Origin of the sequence: Streptomyces sp. FXJ1.172 (assembly GCF_001636945.3) — a bacterium.
Taxonomy (GTDB): domain Bacteria; phylum Actinomycetota; class Actinomycetes; order Streptomycetales; family Streptomycetaceae; genus Streptomyces.
Genome location: NZ_CP119133.2, coordinates 1,254,921 through 1,276,929, shown reverse-complemented (window position 1 = coordinate 1,276,929; position 22,009 = coordinate 1,254,921). Strand labels below are relative to the sequence as shown.

The window sequence follows — 22,009 nt, the reverse complement described above, 5'->3', positions numbered from 1 at the left end:
GCTTGGATGAGCGGGGTCGGCAGGTGGTCGTTCGGTCGGATGCGGGGTGCGTGGGAGATGGCGGGCAGGCGGGCGTTGGGGCGGCGCTTCGGGTGGTTGTGGGCGGCGTACGCGGTCAGCGCCTACGGCAGCGGGCTCGGACTCGGCGCGTTTCCGCTGCTCGCGGTACTCGTGCTGCACTGTGGACCGGCCCAGGTCGCGGCGCTGGCCGCCGTCGGCCGGGCCGTGGGGGCCGCGGTCGCGGTGCCGCTCGGCCCGTGGGTGGAGTTCCGTCGCAAGCGCCCGGTCATGATGGCGGCGGACCTGACGCGGTGCGCGGCGATGCTCAGCGTCCCCGCCGCGTATGCGCTCGGTCTGCTCGGCTTCGCACAACTCCTCGTCGTCTGCGTCGTCGTCGCCGCGGCCGACATCGCCTTCAAAGCGGCCAGTGGCGCATACCTCAAGGCGCTCGTACCGCCGCAGGACCTGCTCGTCGCGAACAGCCGCTTCGAGTCCACGACATGGACCGCGACGGTGATCGGACCGCCCCTCGGCGGAGCCGCGATCGGGATCTTCGGGCCGGTGACGACCGTGCTGGCCGACGCGGTCAGCTATCTGCTCTCGGCGCTGGGCATCCGCGCCATCGGCGGGGGCGAGCCGCGCCCCGCGCGTACCGGTACGGCGCGGCTGCGGTCAGCCGACCTGCTCGCGGGGTGGCGTCACATCCTCACCCATCCGGGGCTGCGCCCGCTGTTCTTCAACGTGCTCGTCGTCAGCGGCCTGATCATGGCCTCCGAGCCGCTGCTCGCCGTCCTCCTGCTGGGCCACCTCGGGTTCGCACCGTGGCAGTACGGTCTCGCGTTCGCGCTCCCCTGTGTCGGCGGCCTTGTCGGCTCACGCCTCGCGCGGCCGCTCGCCGCGCGGTTCGGGGCGCGGCGGGTGCTGCTCGTCACCGGGGTGCTGCGCGTGTGCTGGCCGCTCGGGCTGGCCTTCGTCCGGCCGGGTGTCCCCGGGATCGTTCTCGTCATCGCGGTCCAGCTCGGCCTGGTGACCTGCCTCGGCCTGTTCAACCCGCTGCTGGCCACCTACCGGCTCGAGCACACCGCTCCCGACCGGGTCGCCCGCACCCTGTCCGCGTGGTCCGTCAGCACCAGCGCGGCCATCGCGGCCCTGACCGCCGTGTGGGGCCTGCTGGCCGCCGTCACCAGTCCGCGCACCGCGATCGCCGCAGACGGCGTCCTCCTCCTGGCCACCCCGCTGCTGCTACCGCGCAGCGAGAAGACACTCCGGACGAATCCGGCCGGCGCCGGACTCCAGGAGGGCGTCGAGAACGCCTGAGGCCGAGGCCTCGTCCGGGCCCCGTCCGACGCCGCCGCCACCTGCCTTGTTGGGACGTCCTGACAAAGCTATTGACACCACCACGGGGGCGCTTCACAGTACGGGCACTAGAGCGCGCTAGTGGCGCGCTCCAGTATTCCCGAGAAGCAGCGCACACCCCAGGCTGCCGCCGACCAGACCCCTCCGCCGCACCCGGCGTTCCCCATCACTCGCTCGTCACGCCGGGCCGAACCGGCCTCCTTGTCACGACAGTGAGGTGCAAGGGACATGCACAGACACCACCGAGCCGCCGCTTTGACCGCCACGTTCTCGCCGGCGCCCTGTTCGCCGCGGGCTGTTCCAGCAGCCATGGCGGCAAGAAGTCCGAGGAAGGCGGCGCGGCGGTCTCCGCGGGCAGGGCCACGACCCCGCGCATGACCGTGGCCATGGTCACCCATGCCTCTCCCGGTGACACCTTCTGGGACCTGATCCGCAAGGGCGCCCAGGCCGCGGCCGCGAAGGACAACATCAAGCTCGTCTATTCGTCCGACCCGAACGCGGGCAACCAGGCCAGCCTGGTGCAGAACGCGATCGACCAGAAGGTGGACGGCATCGCGGTCACCGCGGCCAAGCCCGAGGCGATGAAGGACGTCGTCGCCAAGGCAGAGGCGGCCGGTATCCCGGTCGTCGGCTTCAACTCCGGTGTCGGCGACTGGAAGAAGCTCGGCATGCTGGAGTACTTCGGCCAGGACGAGAACATCGCCGGCCAGGCCTTCGGGCAGCGCCTCGGCCAACTCGGCGCCAGGCACGCCCTCTGCGTCATCCAGGAGCAGGGCCAGGTTGCCCTGGAGGCCCGCTGCGCCGGTCTGAAGAAGGGCTTCAGCGGGAAGACGGACACCATCTACGTCAACGGCACCGACATGCCGTCGGTGAAGTCGACCATCACTGCCAAGCTCAAGCAGGACTCCTCCCGGTCGGCGACCACTTCAGCGTGCTGCGCCTGGGCACCCTGGAGTTGTCCGCCTCCCGCAGCGAGGTCAGCCTCGAGGAACTGACCAACCACATGGCCGGCGGCGCCGAACTCGCCGCACTCAAACACGAACTCGCCCAGGTACGAGGCGTCGACACCGAGGAACTCCCCGAGGAGAGCGACCTCACCGCACCGACGACGACCACCGCCGGCTCGGCATCCTGACGACCGCGGTCGCACAGGCCGCGACACAGCCGGGCGAGGCGCACCGCACCTCGCCCGGCCGATGCCTGCTGGAGCCGGAGAACCTGTCAGTCCGGGCGCGCTTCGGCCGCGGCGCGAGCGGCGTGTGGAAGCGCGTCGATGATCTTGGCCAGCGCGCGGTCGTCGTGGGCGGCCGTGACGAACCAGGCTTCGTAGACGCTCGGCGGAAGAGCGACTCCCTGTTCCAGCATGGCGTGGAAGAACGGTGGGAACCGGAAGGTCTCCTGCGCCTGTACGGCTTCGTAGTCCCGGGCCGGCTCTGGAGCGAACAGGATGGAGAACAAGTTGCCGGCGGACTGGAGCGTGTGGGCCACACCGGCTGCCGTGAGGGCGTCGGACACCGCTGCCTGGACCGTGCTGCTCGCTTGGTCGAGCTGGGCGTAGGTCTTCTGGTCTGCGAGCCGGAGCGTGGCGAGGCCGGCTGCGACGGCCAGCGGATTCCCGGACAGGGTGCCGGCTTGGTACACGGGGCCGTTCGGGGCGAGGTGTCCCATGATGTCGCTCCTGCCGCCGACCGCGGCCACGGGCATGCCACCGCCGATCACCTTGCCGAAGGTGACCAGGTCGACGTCGTAGCGCTCGGCGGAGCGCGACGTTTCCAGCCCCCAGTAGCCGTCCGGTGCGACTCTGAACCCGGTGAGGACTTCATCGAGGATCAGCAAGGCGTCGTTCTCGTGGGCGATCGAGGCGAGAGCGGCGTTGTATCCGCGGTCGGGTGCGACGACGCCCATGTTCGCGGCCGCCGCTTCGACGATGACCGCTGCGATGCGTCCCGGGTGGGCCGCGAAAGCAGCCCGCAGCGCGTCGAGGTCGTTGTAGGGCAGGACGATGGTCTGTGAGGCGATCGGCTCGGGGACACCGGCCGAGGCGGGCAGCCCGAAGGTGGCCACGCCGGAGCCCGCGGCGGCCAGGAGACCGTCCGAGTGGCCGTGGTAGTGGCCGGCGAACTTCACGAACAGCGGCTTGCCGGTGAAGCCGCGCGCCAGACGGATCGCGGTCATGGTCGCCTCGGTGCCGGTGGAGACGAGACGCAGCTCGTCGATGAGGCCGCCGTGCGCGCGCGTGCCGCCGAGCCGTTCGACGACAAGCTCGGCCAGCTCCGTCTCGGCCGGGGTCGTGGCACCGAACGAGAGGCCCCGGGACGCGGCGTCCTGAACCGCGGTGACGACCTCCGGGTGAGCGTGACCGAGGATCGCCGGTCCCCAGGAGGCGACGAGGTCGACGTACTCGCGGCCCTCGACGTCGGTGACGTACGGGCCGGAGGCGGACACGATGAAGCGGGGCGCACCGCCCACCGACCTGAACGCGCGCACCGGGGAGTTGACCCCGCCCGAGATGACCCTCTGCGCCCGGGCGAACTGGGTCTCGTTGCTTGTCGTTGTCATCGTTCGATCAGCCTCACAGCGGGTTCGACGGCCCAGTAGGAGCTGCGGCGGTCGGGCCGGCGTATCGCCGGCGTTCCCCGTAAGCGGCGGGGACGGAGGGTCGGAGTGGATGGAGTAGCCATGCCGGCAGTTTAGGACCGCGCCCGAATCCACCGGCTGGATTCGGGTCTGATCGTGTCAGTGGAACAGGCGGAAGGCGGTTCGGACCTCGCTGATGAACGCAGCCGGCTGTTCAAGGGCGGCGAAGTGCCCGCCCTTGTCGAGTTCGTTCCAGTACCGCAGGCCGGGGAACTGGGGCTGAGCCAGACGGCGGGAGGGCCGGTAGATGTCCGCCGGGAAGACGGAGCATCCGGTCGGCACCGGGACGGGCCCCTCGTCGCTGGTGGCGGTCGCGAAGCTCTCCCAGTAGATGCGGGCGGCCGACGCCCCGGTGGCGGGCACCCAGTACAACAAGATGTTGTCGAGAAGCTCATCGTTCGTGAAGACGGTACCGGGGTCGCCGTCACAGTCGCTCCACGCCTCGAACTTGTCGATGATCCAGGCGGCGAGTGCGGCGGGCGAGTCGGTCAGGCCGTAGCCGATGCTCTGCGGGCGGGTCGCCATCACGGCCGCGTACGCCGACCCCTGGGCACGGTGCCGGGCGAGCGCGTCCAGCGCCGAACGCTCCTTCTCAGTGAGGTCGTCGGTGCTCTCCGGCTCGGGGAACGGAACCATGTTCAGGTGGATGCCGATGACGTTGTCCGGATGCCGTCTGCCGAGCGTCATCGTTATCCGGGCACCCCAGTCGCCGCCCTGGGCACCGTAGCGCGGGTGGCCGAGCCTGCTCATCAGCTGATCCCACGCGTCAGCGATCCGTTCGGCGCCCCATCCGGTCCGGGACGGCTTGCCGCTGAACCCGAAACCTGGCAGGGAGGGGCACACGACGTGGAACGCGTCGTCCGCGCTGCCGCCGAACGCGACCGGATCGGCAAGCGGAGCGATGACCTTGTGGAATTCGGCGACCGAGCTGGGCCAGCCGTGTGTCAACAGCAGCGGGACCGCGTCCGGGTGCGGCGAACGGACATGGACGAAATGGATGGGCAGCCCGTCGATCTCGGTAATGAACTGCGGGAACCGGTTCAGCCGTGCTTCCGCCGCCTGCCAGTCGTATTCCTCCAGCCAGTACCGGCACAACTCGCGGATGTAGGGGAGCCGTGTGCCCTGCGACCAGTCGCCGACGGTCTCGGGCTCGGGCCATCGGGTCCGGCGCAGCCGGTCCCGCACATCAGCCGCGACGGTTTCCGGGATGCCGACCCGGAACGGGACGACGTCCCCGGACGCTCCGGTCATGGGCACGCTGCTCCTTCAGGTGTTCTGGACGACGTCGGCGCTGACGAGATCTGACGCACCGTCATCTGGTCCTTGCTTGCGTCTCATTCCGTACGGGCATGTGCCCGCGCGCCGCGATCGTCGCGGAACCGGGTGCCGGCGATCGCTGACGCCAGTGCGGCCGCGCACATGGCCAGCCAGGCGGTGCGGAAACCGTGCAGCGCCTGGTGCCCGAGGATCGCGGTGAGGGCCGCGACACCGAGGGCCGACGAGATCTGCCGGGACATCATGAGCACCGCGGTGGCCAGTGAGATCCGGTTCGGCGGCAATGTGGCCGCCGAACCGAACAGCGGTGGCTGCAACAGCGCGGTGCTGACGCCGGCGAGCATCGCGCCGGGCAGGAACACGACGAGGTACTCCGGCCGGTCAGTCGCGGTCAGTGCCCACCAGCCGCAGCCCGCCGCGAGGGTCAGCCCGCCCAGCACCGCCGAGGTCCGCGCGCCGAAGCGTGCCACGATACGGCCGGAGAGCGGTGCCGTCGCCATGGTGCTGGCAGGCATCGGCGCGATGGCCAGCGCCGCGGCCACGACGGAGTAGTGCCAGCGGCCGGTGAGGAAGAGCGTGGCTGCGAGGATCATCGCGGCGAACGCCAGGTAGTACAGGAACACGCCGCTGACGGCGACAGTGAACAGCCGGTGCCGGAAAAGACCGAAGCTGATCACCGGATCGGGGGCCCGGCGAAGGTGGCGTACGGTCAGCGCCCCCAACACGACGGTCGCCACGGCGAATCCGGCAATGGCCCCGGAACCGTATCCCCAGACGGGACCCTGTGTGAACACGGTCGTCAGGCCGGCCACGGTGGCCAGGACCAGTGCCGCACCCGCCAGGTCCAGGCGCTTGCGGACGCCCCGCGGAGATGCCGGCAGTTGTCGGCGTCCGGCCAGCACCGCGACCGCCACGACGGGAATGTTGATCAGGAAGATCCACCGCCACCCAGCGGCCAGGAGCAATCCCCCGGCCACGGGGCCGCTTCCGGCACCGGCCGCGGCCACCGCCGTCCAGATGCCCATCACCTTGGCGTGTTCACTCGGGGGGAACGCGGGAAGCGCGAGGCCGAGCGAGGTCGGAATCAGAATCGCAGCCGCCACGGCCTGCACGACACGCGCTGCCACCAACGCGGGAAGCACCGGTGCAACGGCGCAGCCCAGCGAAGCCACCCCGAACAAGGTCATCCCCAGCAAGAACGCGGGTTTGCGGCCGATGTCGTCCGCCAGTCTCCCCGCCGGCACCAGCATGGCCGCGAGCACGATCGTGTAGGCGTTGAGCACCCAGGACACCTCGGCCAGGCCGGCGCCGTGGAACGTTCGCTCCAGCGCCGGGAAGGCGACGCTGACCGCGAACAGGTCCAGGATGGCGAGGTACTGCGCGGCCGACGCGATCGCCAGGATCCGCCACCGCCGGATGCCGGCCGACGTGACGGCAGGAGACTCCGTGTTGTGAACTGTCACGCTTCGGCACCGTACAGAGCCGCCTTGGTCATCACGAGCGGCGTGTTTGCCATCGTCCGATGCTTTCGCGACATGGCCACAGGTCCGGGCACTCTGGTGGTCCTCCTCCTGGATCAGCGGGCCGCGATCGAGGTCACGATCGCGTGCCAGGCCTTCGGTACCCCGCCGGGCACCCCGCACCGCTGCTCAGCCGCGCGGGCCGGGGCCGATGAGTTCGACGAGCCGCTCCCGTACCGGCGAGGGCCGGGCGAAGATGTAGTCGTGGCCTCCCGGCCAGGACTGAACCTCGTAGGTACCCGTAGTGAGTTTCGACCAGGCCGTCATCTCGCCGTCGGTCATAAAATCGCGGTCGCCGAGCCACGCGGTCACCGGGCAGTCCAGGACCGGTTCCGAAGGCACCGGCAACTGTGCGGACAACGCCAGGTCCGCGTAATATCGCCGCGTCAGTGACACCCGGAACTCCGCGGGCAGACGGCGCCATTCTTCAGCGCCGATCCCGCTCACCACCTCCAGCTGCGCCAGGTCGATCTCATCGATGTTCCCGCCTGGAAACACGCGGGAAAAGCGGCTCTCGCTCGGGTCCGGCCGGTACGAGCTGACGATCACCCTTCGCACATCCCTGGCAGGCGCCAGCCAGGTCGCGATGTGCGTGCCCACCAGCGCGCCCATGCTGTGGCCCAGCACGCAATACGGCACGTCCGGCAGGCCGGCCAACGCCTGCGTGAACTCATGGCGCAGTTGATCGAGCGTCCACCCCGCTGGCTCCGCGTCGCGGTCCTCCCGCCCCGGCGGCTGCACGATGAGCAGGTCCACCTGTGGCGGCAGCCATTGCGTCCAGGTCCAGTACGCGCCGGCGGCGCCGCCGGCCGGCGGAACGCACACCAGACAGACATCGCCCGGCCGGGTGCCGGAGACCACATGCTGCAGCCACGGCGACGGCTTCTTCAGTGACCTCTGAACCATGATCGATACCTCAGATCCGACGATTGGGAGGGAGCACGAACCGCCGGAAGACGAGTTCACGCAACACGTCGTCCCCGGCCTCGACGATGGTCACCGCCCTGATGTCCCGGAGGTACTTGGATATGGGCAGGTCCGTCGTGTAGCCCAGGCCGCCGAACATCTCCGATCCCACGGTGGCGATCTGCCAGCCGGTCTGGCCGCAGAACATCTTGGTGGTCAACGCGGACCGCAGGGCGCCGCGGCGGAGGAATTCGGCCGGCGGGTCGGCCATCGCCATGACGTCGTCGTACTCACGCGCGGCCGTGAGGCACTGGTTGCGCATGACCTCGATCTGCATCTCCATCTGCCCCAGCTTGCTCGCGAAGACGGCGTTCTCGATGAGCGTGTGGCCGGCCAGCGGTTTCGTGATCGCGTAGTCCAGGCAGACATCGCGGATTCTCCTGGCCACGCCGAGCGCGATGGCCCCGATCAAGATCCTGCTGGAGTTGAGGCCGACCTCGATGATCTTGAGTCCGGGGCCGTTCAGGACGTTGCCGCGCGGCACGACGCAGTCGGCGAACGACACCTGGTAGGTGCCTGCGGACCGGAGGCCGATCATGTCCCATCGTTTGACCACCTGGGCACCCGGGGTGCCGCGGGGCACCAGGACCGCATGGTAGGAGGCGGCCTTTTCCCTTTCCCCGGCGGACTTGGCGAACACGACGAGGTAGTCCGCGAAGCCGGAGTTGGTCGAGAACATCTTCTCGCCGTTGAGCACCACGTTGTCGCCGCGCCTGGTCAGCGTGGTCGTGAGGTTGATCAGCTCGCTCCCGGCCTCCCGCTCGCTGCCCAGGGCGGCCGAGTAGCCGCCGTCGCGCGTCATCGCCGTGAGGAACTCCTCTTTCAGCTCCGGCGATCCGTACAGCGAAACCATCGAGCTGCTGAGGATGGAGATCAGGAGTGTGAACGCCGATCCCGCGTCGGCGTAGGCCAGTTCCGACACGATGTCGACACTGTCGGCCAGGCCGAGGCCCGCGCCACCGTACTCCGTGGGCAGCCACCAGTTCAGCAGCCCCATCTTGTGCAGCGGCTGGTAAAGCTCCAGGGGCGGCTCCGCGCCCGAGTCGAACTCCGCGTCGTGCCCGAGAAGAGTGGTGCGCGCGAACTCACGGAACGCCCGCAGCACTTCTTGCGGCGACGACGTCGGCGCTTGGTTCTCAGGATGCATCGCTTCGTCCTTTCAGGACAGGGGCGGCGGGAAGGAGCGCCGGAAGGTGAAGGCTTCCGGGGTCGGTCCCTTGGCGTTGAGCATCCCGAGCCGGGCCATGCTCTCATCGACGTCGGGCAGGCTGCCCGCGGGCAGCCACCACAGGACCGACGGAGCACCCCGCGGCGGCTTGAACCATTTCCGGCGTATCCGGAGGGAGTCGGCGTGCTCGCCCCCGTAGGTGAAGTCCCGCAGCGCCTCCAGCGTCTCCCATACCGAGATGTTCACCATGTACGGGTCTTCGGGGAGATCGAACAGGGATTCAAGCCGGAAGACGAACCCCGGCGCCTTGCGGGCAAGGGCGTCCACGGTCAGGGCCAGCTCATGGAAGTCGGCGAGGGTCTCCGACTTCAGCGAGTCGACCGCGTAGAGGATGTTCGCCTGGGCGATGTGGTAGGAGCCGCTCATCGCCTGGAAGCCTCCTGGGGGGTCGGCAGGTATCCCGTCTCGATGAAGTAGTCGATGGTCGCGGCCAGTGTCCCGGTGGTCACCGGGGGGCAGGACACGCCGACAGAAGCGAGCGTGGCGCGCGTGGCGGCGGACTCGAATGTCAGGTCGCCGCGGCCATCGGGGTTCAGCGCGATCTCGGAGAAGGCCTCGAGCACCGGGTAGGCGGCGTTGTCCGGATCGCCGCCCACTATCTCGGCCCACAGTCCCGGCGGAAGCTCCGCCAGGGGGTAGCCGCGGGCGGTGAGGGCGGCGATGACCGAGGCGAAGGGCACCCGGTCCGGGTTGGACAGGTGGAATGTCCCGCCGAGCGACTGCCCGTCGCAGGCCAGCGCGGCAACGGCCGCCGCCGCGTAGTCGACGGGGATGATGTCGCCGGCCAGCTCGGTCATGGGGGCCGCGCCCGCCTGGACGCAGCCTTTCACGACACGCCAGAGCAGGTCCTCCGCCCGGCATGCCCCTGTCTCGTGGTGGCCGAACGCCCGGGACAGCCGGTACACCGAGACGGGCAGCCCGCGTTCGCGCGCGATGGCGACCAGCCCCTCCGCGACCCACATGCTCCGCTCATGACCATGCGACAGGGCCGAGGACGGGCCGGTGAGCGAGTCCTCCGCCAGCGGCTGCCCGTCGGCACCCGGCTGCCCGAAGACGGCGAGCGTCGAGACGTGGTGCACCGGCACCGTCCGGTGCCGCGCGGCCAGCCGCAGCACATCCTCGGTCGCGGTCGCGGCCGCGTTCGCGGGCCCGGGCTCGGGATCCTCAAAAACGTCCAGCTCGTCGCCGACGGTGTCGCAGTGGAAGACGCCGTCGGCCGTCTTGGCCAGCGCGTCGAACTCGTCCTCCGTCAGGCCGAGAAGAGGCCTGGCGAGATCCCCGGGCACCGGAACCAGCCGGTCGGACACGTCATCGTCCCGGAGCCGGTACCGGCGCATCGTGTCCCGCAACCGTGCCGCGCCCTCGTCGGCGTCGGCCGCATTCACCAGGCAGTGCAGGGTGGCCGATGTCCGGTCGAGCAGTTCGCGCAGCACGAAGGCGCCGAGGAATCCCGTTCCCCCGGTGACGAACAGGTGCTGGGCGCCTGCCAGGGAGGCGGGGGCGAGGTCCGCGGCGGGAACGACATCGTCCGCCAGCCGCACGTGCGCCTGGGGTGCCTCCTGAGCCGGCGCCGGGGGCGTCTCGTCCTCGTCGGCCAAGATCGCGGCGATGCGTGCCGCGAGCCCGTCGGGCGTCGGAGTCTGGAAGACGGCGTTGGCCGACAGGTGTCCGGTCAGCCCGAGCAAGTGCACGAGCCGGTTGCGGAGTTCGAGAGACGCCAGGGAATCGAACCCGATCGCCATCAGCGGCAGGTCGGTGGCGACATCGTCGGCCGAGGGGAGGTTCGCGACCTCGGCGGCGTGCTGGGCGACGATCCGGACCAGTTCGGCGTGCCGCCGCGTGGCGGGCAGGCCGGTGAGGAATGCGCGGAGCCGCTCACGTTCTCCCGCGCTGGTGTCCACCTTCACCGCGCTCTTGGCCTGGCGGAGCCGCGGCGCGTCCCGGACCATGTCCCGGAGCATCGCCGGGATGAGCTGGGCGTCAAGAGCCCTGGTCAACTGGATACGGCAGGGGACGGCGAGCGGGCTGTCGGCGGCGCGGGCCGCGTCGAACAGCGCACAGCCGTCCTGGGCGTCCAGGGGCAGCAGTCCCCACCGGGCGAGCCGGGCGTGGTCCGCCTCGGTCAGGCCCCCGGTCATGCCGGTGTCGCGTTCCCACGGCCCCCAGGCCATCGAGACGCCCGGCAGCCCTCGCGCCCGGCGGTGGTGCACCAGGGCGTCGAGGAGGGCGTTGCCCGCCGCGTAGTTGGCCTGCCCCGGCGTGCCGAGGACACCCGCCACCGATGAGTACATGATGAAGCTGGCCAGCTCGCAGTCCCTGGTCAGCAGATGCAGGTTCACGGCGCCGTCCACCTTGGCGCGCATGACGCGCTCGATCTGGGCGTCGGTGAGCGTCTCGACGGTCCCGTCGTCGAGGACTCCGGCCGCGTGGATCACCGCCCCGAGCGGCCGGTCGGCGGGGATGGAGTTGAGCAGCTCGGACACCGCGTCGTAGTCGGCGACGTCGCAGGCCGCGATCCGGGCGGACGCCCCGAGTTCGGCCAGCTCCGCGACGAGTTCGCGGGCCCCGGGGGAGGCTTCGCCGCGTCGGCCGGCCAGCACCAGGTGCCGGATTCCGTGCTCTGCCGCCAGATGCCGCGCGAGCAGCCCGCCGAGTCCGCCGGTTCCCCCCGTGATCAGCACGGTCCGATCCGGGCCGGCCAGCGGCGGGGCCGCCGACTCGCTGCGCAGCGGACCGATCCGCGGCGTGCTCAGGTGACCGCCGCGGATCGCGATCTGTTCCTCCGCGGTCCGCAAGGCCGGCAGCAGCGCTTTGGCGGACGACGGCTCGTCGTCGACGTCCACCAGGACGAACCGGCCGGGATACTCGGCCTGAGCCGTTCTGACCAGGCCCCATACCGCGGCGCCTGCGAGATCGGCCACGTCCTCCTCGGGCACCGTCCCGACCGCGCGGTGCGTGATCACCGCGAGCCGGGCCGGGGAGTCCCCGGTGGCGGCCAGCCACTCGCGCATCCCGGAGAGCACCTGCCGTACGTCGTCGACGGCCGCACGGGCCAAGCGGCCGGCCGCAGCACGGCCGTCGGCGCCGGGGTCGTCGCCGGTGGTGTCGCCGATGCCGGCGGTGGGGGAGACATCGAGCAGCACCGGACCGGACCGGCGAGCCGCCGACGCGGCATCCTCACAGGTGCCGAACTCGACGTCGGCGTCGGAGAACAGGCGGCCCAGGGCATCGCCGCCGGTGGCGAGCACCCAGAGCCCCCCGTCGGGCAGGGCGTCGACCGGAGGGGTGGCCAGCGAGGTCCACCGGACCGCGGACAGCGCCTGCGCCGTGCCCCGCAGCAGGGGCCCGGCGGGCCGGAAGGCCAGCGTCGCGATCCGGCCGACGGGGTTTCCCGCGTCGTCGGCGAGATCGACGCTGAATTCGGCGTCGCCCGTCGTCCTGATGCGTGCGCGGACCGCGGCGGCCCCGAACGCGTACAGGCCGGCGCCCGTCCAGGTGAACGGCAGGACCGCTTCCTTCTTGAGCGCGTTCTTGCCGTCCATCGCCGCCAGGCAGCCGTGCAGCACCGCGTCGGCCAGTGCCGGATGCAGGCCGTACCGCTCGGCGTCCGGGGCGATCTCCGCAGGCAGGCGAGATTCCGCGAAGAACTCGTCGCCGCGCCGCCACAGGCGCTTCAGGCCGCGGAAGACGGGGCCGTATGACATCCCGGCCCGGTCTGCCAGGTCGTACACGGCGTCCACAGCCATCGGCTCGGCACCGGCCGGCGGCCACTCGGCGAACCCGTCGTACGGCGGCTCCCACGACGGGGACACCACACCGGTCGCATGGCGGACCCACTCACCGATGCCACCGCGCCGGGAGTGCACGCTGACACGACGCCTCCCCTCCTCGTCAACGGCGCTGACGGTGAGCTGGACTTGGACGGTGTCATCGTCGGGCAGCACCAGCGGGGCCTCGAGGACCAGCTCATCCACCCATTCGGCACCCACCTGTTCCCCTGCCCGCAAAGCGAGTTCCAGGATGGCGGTGCCAGGGAGGACCACGTCCTGTCCGACAGCGTGGTCCGCCAGCCACGGATGGCTGTCGAGCGACAGGCGGGCGGTGAACAAGTGCCCGTCCGTGTCCGCGAGTTGCACACCGGCACCGATGAGCGGGTGCGCGGGACGCTCGAGCCCGGCGGCGGCGAGATCGGTCAGCCCGGCGGGCGGCGATTCGCTCAGCCAGTAGCGCTGGCGTTGGAAGGGGTAGGTGGGCAGGGGGATGCGGTGGGGGCGGGCCGGGGTGAAGTAGGTGTTCCAGTCGACGGGGGCGCCGTGGGTGTGGGCCTGGGCGAGGGAGGTGGTCATGCGGTGCGGGCCGCCGTCGTCGCGGCGCAGTGTGCCGATGACCGTGGCGTCGGCTTGTGCGGCTTCGATGGTGCCTTCCAGGCCGAATGCGAGTACGGGGTGGGGGCTGATCTCGATGAACAGGTGGTGGCCTGTTGTGAGCAGGTGGTGTGAGGCGGTCTCGAATTCCACGGTCCGGCGCAGGTTGCGCCACCAGTACTCGGCGTCGAGTTCGTCGTGGCCGATCGGTTCGCCGGTCACTGTCGAGATCATCGGTACTGATCCCGTCCGCGGCCGCACCCCCGCCAGCGCGTCCAGCAACTCTTGCCTGACCGGCTCGACATGACCACTGTGCGACGCGTAGTCGACGTTGATGGTGCGGGCGACGATACCGGCGGCCTCGCATTCGGCCTGCAGTTCCGCGACCGCTTCGGCGTCGCCGCTCACCGCCACCGACTCCGGGCCGTTCACCGCGGCCACCGACAGTCGTGTGCCCCACCGGGCCGTCCGCTCCCGCGCCTCCGCGGCCCCCAGCCCCAGCGACAGCATCGCCCCGTTTCCCAACAGCGGCACCAGCGCACGGCTGCGCAGGGCGACCACTCGTGCTGCGTCGTCCAGTGACAGGGCGCCGGCGACGCATGCCGCGGCGATCTCTCCCTGGGAGTGGCCGACCACGGCGGCCGGTTCCACTCCGTACGCCCGCCACACCTTGGCCAGTGAGACCATCACTGCCCACAGGACCGGTTGTACGACGTCGACGCGGTCGAGACCGGGTGCTCCGGCCGTGCCTTTCAGTACTTCTTCGAGGGACCAGGGCACATGGTGTCGCAGTGCTTCGCCGCATTCGGCCAGGGATGTGGCGAAGACGGGTGAGGATTGGGCGAGGGCTGTGGCCATGCCCGGCCACTGTCCTCCCTGTCCGGGGAAGACGAAGACCGGTCGTGGGTCCGTCCATGCGGTTGCGCGTACCACGTGGGGTGTCGGTTCCCCGCGCGACAACGATGCCAGTGCTGACGTCAGTTCCTCGCGTGTGGAGCCGAGGACCACGGCCCGGTGGTCGAAGCGGGAGCGGGTGACCGCGAGTGAGAACCCGACGTCCTGGGGCCGTTCGGCCTGTGCCACCGTGAGCAGTCCCGCCGCCTGTGCCCGCAGTGCCGCCTCACTTCGCGCGGACACGACCCAGGGCACCACGCTCGGCTGTGCCGTGTCCGCGCCACCGGGACCGCCGGTCTGCGGCACATCGTCCGGCGTTTGCTGGGATGTTTCCTGGGGTGCTTCTTCTACGATGACGTGGGCGTTGGTGCCGCTGATCCCGAACGACGACACTCCGCAGCGCCGCGGCCGTTGTGTTCGTGGCCACTCCACTGCCTTCGCCAGCGGGACCACGTTGCTGCCTTCCCAGTCCACGTGAGGTGACGGGGAGGAGAAGTGGACCAGGCTCGGCAGCACTTCGTGCTGCAGGGCCATCACTGTCTTGATCACGCCTGCCACACCGGCGGCTGCCTGGGAGTGACCGATGTTCGACTTCACACTCCCCACCCATAACGGCCGCTCCGCCGGACGCTCGACCCCATAGGCCGCGATCAGGGCGCCTGCCTCGATCGGGTCTCCGAGCGTGGTGCCGGTTCCATGTGCCTCCACCGCGTCCACATCGGCGGGCGACAGGCCCGAGGCCCGCAGGGCGTCGCGGATGACCCGTTGCTGCGACGGCCCGTTCGGCGCGGTCAGGCCGTTGCTCGCGCCATCGGAGTTGACGGCGGAGCCGCGGATCACCGCGAGCACCCGATGGCCGTTCGCCTGGGCGTCCGACAGCCGCTCCAGGAGGAGAAGTCCGGCGCCCTCGCCCCACCCCGCCCCGTCCGCGCTGTCGGAGAACGGCTTGGACCGGCCGTCGGGCGAGAGCGCGCCCTGCCTGGACATCTCGGTGATCACGCGCGGATGGCACATCACCGTCGCGCCGCCCGCCAGCGCGAGCGAGCACTCGCCGCGGCGCAGCGATTCGGCCGCCGCGTGCAGTGCGACGAGCGACGAGGAGCACGCCGTATCGAGCGTGATCGCCGGCCCCTGCAGGCCCATCGTGTAGGCGATCCGGCCAGAGGCCACACTCGCCAGCTCACCGGTCAGCAGGTACCCCTCCGCGTCATGGGGCGGGGACTGCAGTGGGACGCTGTAGTCCTGGTAGATCACACCGGTGAAGACGCCGGTGCGGCTGCCGACGAGGGTGGCCGGGTCGATGCCGGCCCGCTCGAAGGACTCCCACGCGCATTCGAGCAGGAGCCGCTGCTGCGGGTTGATGGCAGCGGCCTCCCGCGGCGTGATCCCGAAGAACCCCGCGTCGAAGTAGGCGGCGTCCCGCAGGAACCCGCCCTCGCGCACGGGGGTCGTACCAGGGTGATCCGCGTCGGGGTGATGGAGGCCGTCGGTGTCCCAGCCGCGGTCGGTGGGGAACGGCGCGATCGCGTCGCCGTCAGCCGCCACGAGTTCCCACAAGTCCTCCGGCGACATCACACCGCCGGGGAACCTGCACGACATCCCGATGATCGCGATCGGCTCGGTGATCCTCGCCTTGAGCCGCTCGTTCTCCTTCAACGACTCGCGCAGTGCTTCGACCAATTCGTCAACGGACGTGTTCAACGTGCCTCCTCAAGCATGAGCGATACCGGAACAGACAGCTGATGGCTGATCAGCCGATGTCATGTGGGGGCTGTCTGCGCAGCGCCAGCCGCACGAGTTCGTCGCCGTCCATGTCGTCGAGCGCGCGCTCGACGCGGGCAGCGGGCACGGGCGTGGCGTTGCGACCGGCGGGTACCTGGGCGGCGTCGTGTCCGACGGGTACCGGGACGGCGTTGTCGCCGGCGTCGTCGGGGCTGCCCGGGCCGAGTTCGGCGAGCAGGTGGTCGGCCAGCTGGCGCGGTGACGGGTAGTCGTAGATGAGGGTGGTCGGCAGCCTGAGCCCCGTCGCGGCGCACAGCCGGTTGCGGAGTTCCACGCCGGTCATCGACTCGAACCCCAGCGCCTTGAACGAGAGGCCGGTCGTCACCTGGGCCGACGCTTCCAGGCCGAGCACGGCGGCGATCTCGCCCGCCAGCAGGTCCTGTACATCGCCCGGGGTGGTGACCGGTCCGCCGCCGGCGGCGGCCGGCGGCTCCTGTTCGGCGGGCGCCGTGGCGGGGCCGGCGCCGGCGGCCGGATACCCGTCGGCCACGGGCAGACCGGGCGCGGTGAGCCAGTAGCGCTGGCGTTGGAAGGGGTAGGTGGGCAGGGGGATGCGGTGGGGGCGGGCCGGGGTGAAGTAGGTGTTCCAGTCGACGGGGGCGCCGTGGGTGTGGGCCTGGGCGAGGGAGGTGGTCATGCGGTGCGGTCCGCCGTCGTCGCGGCGCAGTGTGCCGATGACCGTGGCGTCGGCTTGTGCGGCTTCGATGGTGCCTTCCAGGCCGAATGCGAGTACGGGGTGGGGGCTGATCTCGATGAACAGGTGGTGGCCTGTTGTGAGGAGGTGGTGTGAGGCGGTCTCGAATTCCACGGTCCGGCGCAGGTTGCGCCACCAGTACTCGGCGTCGAGTTCGTCGTGGCCGATCGGTTCGCCGGTCACCGTCGAGATCATCGGTACTGATCCCGTCCGCGGCCGCACCCCCGCCAGCGCGTCCAGCAACTCTTGCCTGACCGGCTCGACGTGGTTGCTGTGTGACGCGTAATCCGCGTTGATGGTGCGCGCACGGATGCCGGCGGCCTCGCATTCGGCCTGCAGTTCCGCGACCGCTTCGGCGTCGCCGCTCACCGCCACCGATCCCGGGCCGTTCACCGCGGCCACCGACAGTCGCGTGCCCCACCGGGCCGTCCGCTCCCGCGCCTCCGCGGCCCCCAGCCCCAGCGACAGCATGGCTCCGCTGCCGGAAAGCGGTACGACGAGCTGGCTGCGACGCGCTACCACTCGTGCTGCGTCGTCCAGTGACAGGGCGCCGGCGACGCATGCCGCGGCGATCTCTCCCTGGGAGTGGCCGACCACGGCGGCCGGTTCCACTCCGTACGCCCGCCACACCTTGGCCAGTGAGACCATCACTGCCCACAGGACCGGTTGTACGACGTCGACGCGGTCGAGACCGGGTGCTCCGGCCGTGCCTTTCAGTACCTCTTCGAGGGACCAGGGCACATGGTGTCGCAGTGCTTCGCCGCATTCGGCCAGGGATGTGGCGAAGACGGGTGAGGATTGGGCGAGGGCTGTGGCCATGCCCGGCCACTGTCCTCCCTGTCCGGGGAAGACGAAGACCGGTCGTGGGTCCGTCCATGCGGTTGCGCGTACCACGTGGGGTGTCGGTTCCCCGCGCGACAACGATGCCAGTGCTGACGTCAGTTCCTCGCGTGTGGAGCCGAGGACCACGGCCCGGTGGTCGAAGCGGGAGCGGGTGACCGCGAGTGAGAACCCGACGTCCTGGGGCCGTTCGGCCTGTGCCACCGTGAGCAGTCCCGCCGCCTGTGCCCGCAGTGCCGCCTCACTTCGCGCGGACACGACCCAGGGCACCACGCTCGGCTGTGCCGTGTCCGCGCCACCGGGACCGCCGGTCTGCGGCACATCGTCCGGCGTTTGCTGGGATGTTTCCTGGGGTGCTTCTTCTACGATGACGTGGGCGTTGGTGCCGCTGATCCCGAACGACGACACTCCGCAGCGCCGCGGCCGTTGTGTTCGTGGCCACTCCACTGCCTTCGCCAGCGGGACCACGTTGCTGCCTTCCCAGTCCACGTGAGGTGACGGGGAGGAGAAGTGGACCAGGCTCGGCAGCACTTCGTGCTGCAGGGCCATCACTGTCTTGATCACGCCTGCCACACCGGCGGCTGCCTGGGAGTGACCGATGTTCGACTTCACACTCCCCACCCATAACGGCCGCTCCGCCGGACGCTCGACCCCATAGGCCGCGATCAGGGCCAGTGCCTCTGCCCGGTCACCGGCCCTGGTCCCCGAGCCGTGTGCCTCCACCGCGTCCACATCGGCGGGCGACAGACCGGCGTTGGCCAGCGCCCGGACGATCAGCCGTTCCTGCGCGGCAGCGCTCGGCACGGCCAGGCCCTCGGTCGCGCCATCGGAGTTGACGGCGGAGCCCCGGATCACCGCGAGCACCGGATGACCTTTCGCCCGGGCATCCGACAGCCGGGCGAGCATGACCATGCCCGCCCCCTCGGACCAGACGGTGCCGTCCGCGTCAGCGGCGAAAGGCTTCGGCCGGCCGTCCGGCGCGAGCCCCTGCTGCCTGGTGAACTCGGTGAAGAGCCCCGGCGCCGGCATGACCGAGACGCCCCCGGCCAGTGCGAGGTCGCATTCCCCGGCCCGGAGCGACTGCACCGCGAGGTGGATCGCGACCAGAGAACCGGAAGAGGCGGTGTCTATCGTGATCGCCGGCCCGACGACCCCCAGCGTGTAGGCGATCCGGCCGCTGATCGCGCTGGGTATGTTCCCGGTGAGCATCAGCCCGGCGGAGCCGTCCGGTGCCAGATGCATCGGCGGACCGTATTCGGTCGACAGCCGCGCCGCGAACACGCCCATGTTCATCCCGCTCACCGATAGCGGGTCCAGCATGGCGCGTTCACATGCCTCCCATGAGACCTCGAGCAGGATACGCTGTTCGGGGTGCATGGCGACCGCCTCTCGCGGCGATACGCTGAAAAACGCGGCGTCAAATTCGGCGGCGTCGAGGAACCCGCCCCGGTTCACAGAGCTGGAACCGGGCTGATCGGAATCCGAGTGGAGACGGTCGAGGTCCCACCCCCGGTCGGCGGGAAAATCGGATATGGCCTCGGAGCCGGCTGTGAGGAATTCCCACAGTTCTTCGGGAGATGCCAAACCCCCGGGGTACCGGCATGCCATCCCGATGATTGCGATCGGCTCCGTCAGTATGCCGCTCGCCGCTAAATCGGACATCGTCCCCCTCAAGCCCGAGGTCAATTGCAACAGGGCTGCCGACTACATCATTCGGCGTAGCGAATTCAGGCTAAGCAGACGCGCTCCTGGGGGTCAACCCCTAACCTTCCGCGCCGGGTTGGCGTCCCGTCGACGGCGTACGGGTGCTGGTGCACTCCGAGAAGCAGGATGCCGCCGCGACCTGGAAGAAGACCTTCGGCCATCATCGGCCGGTCCCGTGTGCGGACCACGGATCGGGGGCCCTGCGAACCGGTCGCGGGCCCTGTTGCGGCCGGGAAAACGGGGGCAGTGACACCGCCGTCGGCCGGCTCGGAACAGCCCGCCTCGCCCTGGCCCAGCTGCCGAAGATGCGCCGACGCGGGCGAGGGACGCTGGTCCGCGCCGAAATCCGGGCCCCGGGACGGCGCCCTGCATGCACGAGGTTCGAGGCCAGGCAGGCTACGGCCATCGAGAACCGGACGGCCGACGACGGTTACGGCGTGATGATGACTTTCAGGCCAGTGCGGCGCTGGGCGGCGGCAAACGCGGCGGGCGCGTCGGCCAGCGGGACCCGGGACGTCACCAGGGGGTCGAGCGCCACCACGCCGCGCGCGGCGAGGTCGATGGCGCGCGGGTAGACCTCGTTCATCCGGCGCACCATCGCGATGGTCAGTTCCTTGCCGCGCGCGAGCGAGGCGCGGAACGTCGTCGTGTCCGAGCCCGGGATGCCGCCGAGCACCACGCGCCCGCCCGGTCGTACGGACTCCATGGCGATGTGTACCGCGTCGTCGTTCCCGGCCATCTCGAAGGCGACGTCAACGCCGTAGGAGGAAAAGTCGGGAAGCGCCGCCGCGGGGGCAAGGGCGGACGCGGAGACGGGAGACGGGGCGAGGACCTCGTCGGCGCCCCACTTGGCGGCGGCTTCACGCCGGTGGGGGAGCGGCTCGACCGCGATCAGGCGGGACACCCCGGCGGCACGCAGCAGTTGGATCAGCAGCAGGCCGACGGGGCCACAGCCCACAACTGCCACCGTGCCGCCGAACGGCACCTGTCCCAGGTCAAGTGCCCACAGCGCGACGCCCAGGGGCTCCAGCATCGCGCCGCTCGCGTCGGACACCGTGTCGGGCAGCGGGTGCAGCCGATGTGACGGCCACGGCATGACCTCGCGCATCATCCCGTCCGTCACCCCGTGCCCGGAGAACAGGATGCTGTAGCACAGGTTCCGGCGCCCGTCCCGGCACGCCTGGCACGTCTCGCACGGGATCGCCGGGTCGATCGCGACCCGCTCCCCGCGCCGCGGCCCGGCCACGATCTCGCCGGCGCCCTCGTGCCCGGGCACCAGCGGCCGTTCCAGCTTCGCGTCGCCGATCGCGCCGTCTTCGTACCAATGCAGGTCCGACCCGCAAATCCCTACCGCGGTCACCCGCACCAGGGTCTCACCCTCGCCGGCCTCCGGCGCCGGCTCGTCCCCGACCCGCAGGTCCGCGGTTCCGTGAAGCCTCGCTGTCCGCATTCCCCAGACTATATTTGGGGGGTTGGGGGGTGTCCACGGGGAACTGATAGTTCGAGCCAGCGTGGCTTTCCGGTGAAGGCAATGAAACTGCCCTTCCGGGATGGCGCATTACGGCACTGCCCACCGACTTCCGGGCTATTGAAACGCCTAGCGGGCTGGAACTCACCGGGTTGACCCGGCCGGTTCCTGCCGCTACGCCCGGTACCGGTAGCGGATCCGGCCGCGGGTGAGGTCGTAGGGGCTGAGTTCCACGAGCACCCGGTCGTACGGGAGGATCCTGATGTGGTTCTTCCGGATCTTCCCACTGATGTGGGCGAGCACCGTGTGCCCGTTCTGCAGTTCCACATGGAAGGTGGCGTTGCGCAGGCACTCGATGACGGTGCCTTCGACTTCCACGCCCCCTGCTGATTTCGTCATGGTCTCTCACTTCTCCCGTTCTGTGACGGTGTGTTCGGTTGGGAACTTAGTCCCGGGTGTGGTGTGACGGGGCGTCAGCGGCGGACGAGTTCCAGGGTGCTGTCCGCGCGCCGGGCACCGCTGCTCTCGAACAGGGCGATGGCCGCCGCGTTGGACTCGTTCACCTCGGCCCATGCCGTTGCGGTCCCGGAGCGGTGCAGCGAACCCAGCGCGTGGGCCAGCAGCGCACGGGCGATGCCCCGGCGGTGTCTGTCAGCCCGGACGGCGATCAGCCCGATCCGTGGCCGCCGGGTCAGCGGCGCCACCCGGATGAGCCCCACGTACTGGTCCACATGCCGTGCCACCGCGTACTTCGACGGGTCGAGCAGGGTGGTTCCCGCCGGGCGGGGCAGCACCTCGGCCGGCATCGTATGCCATCCGACGGAGGCCTCGACCTCGTCGCGGATGACCCGGTCCAGGGCGCGCAACGGACCCTCTTCCGCCGCACCGGCGGGCACGATCGTCACGCCTGACGGGGGCCGCACCGAGCCGAGCCCGGTGACCTGCGGGTCGGTGGGCACGAGATAGCCCCACTCGCGGCGTGCGGTGACGAAGCCGGCCCGCTCCCAGGCGGACCTCGAGTCGTGGTCGGCCTCGTCGATCACGGTGTACAGCGGTGTCGGAAGGTCCGTCAGCATCGCGTCGGCGATGCGGTCGAAGACCGCGCCGTGCCACGCGTCGATGCTGATGAAGAGCCGTCCGTCGGGCCGGCGCGAAGCGACGCCGCGGCCGACCGTCAGGTCGTCCTCCACGGCGTGCCACTGCATGTCCGACACCCGCGTGACCGCGACCGCGTGGTTGCCCGTGCCCGAAGTGGAATGCGCAAAGTTCATAGGTGTTGCC

At 70.4% G+C, this 22,009-nt stretch carries 12 protein-coding genes and 3 pseudogenes; 4 read left to right on the top strand and 11 right to left on the bottom strand.

The window, feature by feature from the left end; genetic code table 11:
• Positions 1 to 57: 57 nt before the first annotated feature.
• The 3 genes and pseudogenes from A6P39_RS06090 to A6P39_RS45415 form a co-directional block, all read left to right on the top strand.
• Entirely contained in the window at positions 58 to 1,317 is a 1,260-nt protein-coding gene (locus A6P39_RS06090; RefSeq protein WP_067044829.1) for an MFS transporter, read from the top strand.
• A 267-nt stretch (positions 1,318 to 1,584) separates the two neighbouring features.
• A pseudogene (locus tag A6P39_RS06085) lies at positions 1,585 to 2,267 on the top strand (substrate-binding domain-containing protein); the annotation flags it as partial.
• Positions 2,268 to 2,269: 2 nt separating this feature from the next.
• A pseudogene (locus A6P39_RS45415) lies at positions 2,270 to 2,491 on the top strand (sugar ABC transporter ATP-binding protein); the annotation flags it as partial.
• A gap of 86 nt (positions 2,492 to 2,577) precedes the next feature.
• On the opposite strand, the gene hemL reads toward A6P39_RS45415, so the two are convergent.
• The 8 genes from hemL to A6P39_RS06045 all read right to left on the bottom strand — a co-directional run bounded on the left by hemL (position 2,578) and on the right by A6P39_RS06045 (position 19,248).
• Positions 2,578 to 3,915, bottom strand: a complete 1,338-nt coding sequence (gene hemL / locus A6P39_RS06080) for a glutamate-1-semialdehyde 2,1-aminomutase (protein WP_067044791.1) — start codon at positions 3,913 to 3,915, stop codon at positions 2,578 to 2,580.
• Between the two features lie 177 nt (positions 3,916 to 4,092).
• Positions 4,093 to 5,244: an epoxide hydrolase family protein gene (locus tag A6P39_RS06075; protein WP_067044793.1), complete on the bottom strand. Its 1,152-nt coding sequence runs from the start codon at positions 5,242 to 5,244 to the stop codon at positions 4,093 to 4,095.
• An 83-nt stretch (positions 5,245 to 5,327) separates the two neighbouring features.
• On the bottom strand, positions 5,328 to 6,731 hold the full coding sequence (locus A6P39_RS06070) for an MFS transporter (RefSeq protein ID WP_067044796.1): 1,404 nt from the start codon (positions 6,729 to 6,731) through the stop codon (positions 5,328 to 5,330).
• Between the two features lie 186 nt (positions 6,732 to 6,917).
• Positions 6,918 to 7,649: a thioesterase II family protein gene (locus A6P39_RS06065; RefSeq protein ID WP_331454097.1), complete on the bottom strand. Its 732-nt coding sequence runs from the start codon at positions 7,647 to 7,649 to the stop codon at positions 6,918 to 6,920.
• Between the two features lie 55 nt (positions 7,650 to 7,704).
• Complete coding sequence (locus tag A6P39_RS06060) at positions 7,705 to 8,901, bottom strand: acyl-CoA dehydrogenase family protein (protein ID WP_067044802.1); 1,197 nt, start codon at positions 8,899 to 8,901, stop codon at positions 7,705 to 7,707.
• A gap of 12 nt (positions 8,902 to 8,913) precedes the next feature.
• Entirely contained in the window at positions 8,914 to 9,348 is a 435-nt protein-coding gene (locus tag A6P39_RS06055) for a DUF3291 domain-containing protein (RefSeq protein ID WP_067044805.1), read from the bottom strand.
• Complete coding sequence (locus A6P39_RS06050; protein ID WP_275883813.1) at positions 9,345 to 15,941, bottom strand: type I polyketide synthase; 6,597 nt, start codon at positions 15,939 to 15,941, stop codon at positions 9,345 to 9,347. The genes A6P39_RS06055 and A6P39_RS06050 overlap by 4 nt, the downstream gene beginning before the upstream one ends.
• Positions 15,942 to 15,990: 49 nt before the next feature.
• Positions 15,991 to 19,248, bottom strand: coding sequence for a type I polyketide synthase (locus tag A6P39_RS06045; RefSeq protein ID WP_275883812.1), 3,258 nt, complete (start codon positions 19,246 to 19,248; stop codon positions 15,991 to 15,993).
• Between the two features lie 98 nt (positions 19,249 to 19,346).
• Between A6P39_RS06045 and A6P39_RS45410 the strand changes: the two are divergent.
• Positions 19,347 to 19,604 (top strand): annotated as a pseudogene (locus tag A6P39_RS45410) (IS1380 family transposase); the annotation flags it as partial.
• Between the two features lie 86 nt (positions 19,605 to 19,690).
• On the opposite strand, the gene A6P39_RS06040 reads toward A6P39_RS45410, so the two are convergent.
• From A6P39_RS06040 to A6P39_RS06030, 3 genes are all read right to left on the bottom strand, one after another.
• Entirely contained in the window at positions 19,691 to 20,710 is a 1,020-nt protein-coding gene (locus A6P39_RS06040; RefSeq protein WP_067051413.1) for a zinc-dependent alcohol dehydrogenase, read from the bottom strand.
• 192 nt (positions 20,711 to 20,902) lie between these two features.
• Positions 20,903 to 21,127, bottom strand: coding sequence for a translation initiation factor IF-1 (gene infA, locus A6P39_RS06035; RefSeq protein ID WP_067051412.1), 225 nt, complete (start codon positions 21,125 to 21,127; stop codon positions 20,903 to 20,905).
• A 74-nt stretch (positions 21,128 to 21,201) separates the two neighbouring features.
• A complete protein-coding gene (locus A6P39_RS06030) occupies positions 21,202 to 21,999 on the bottom strand; it encodes a GNAT family N-acetyltransferase (protein ID WP_067051410.1) in 798 nt (265 codons plus the stop codon).
• Between the last annotated feature and the right edge of the window lie 10 nt (positions 22,000 to 22,009).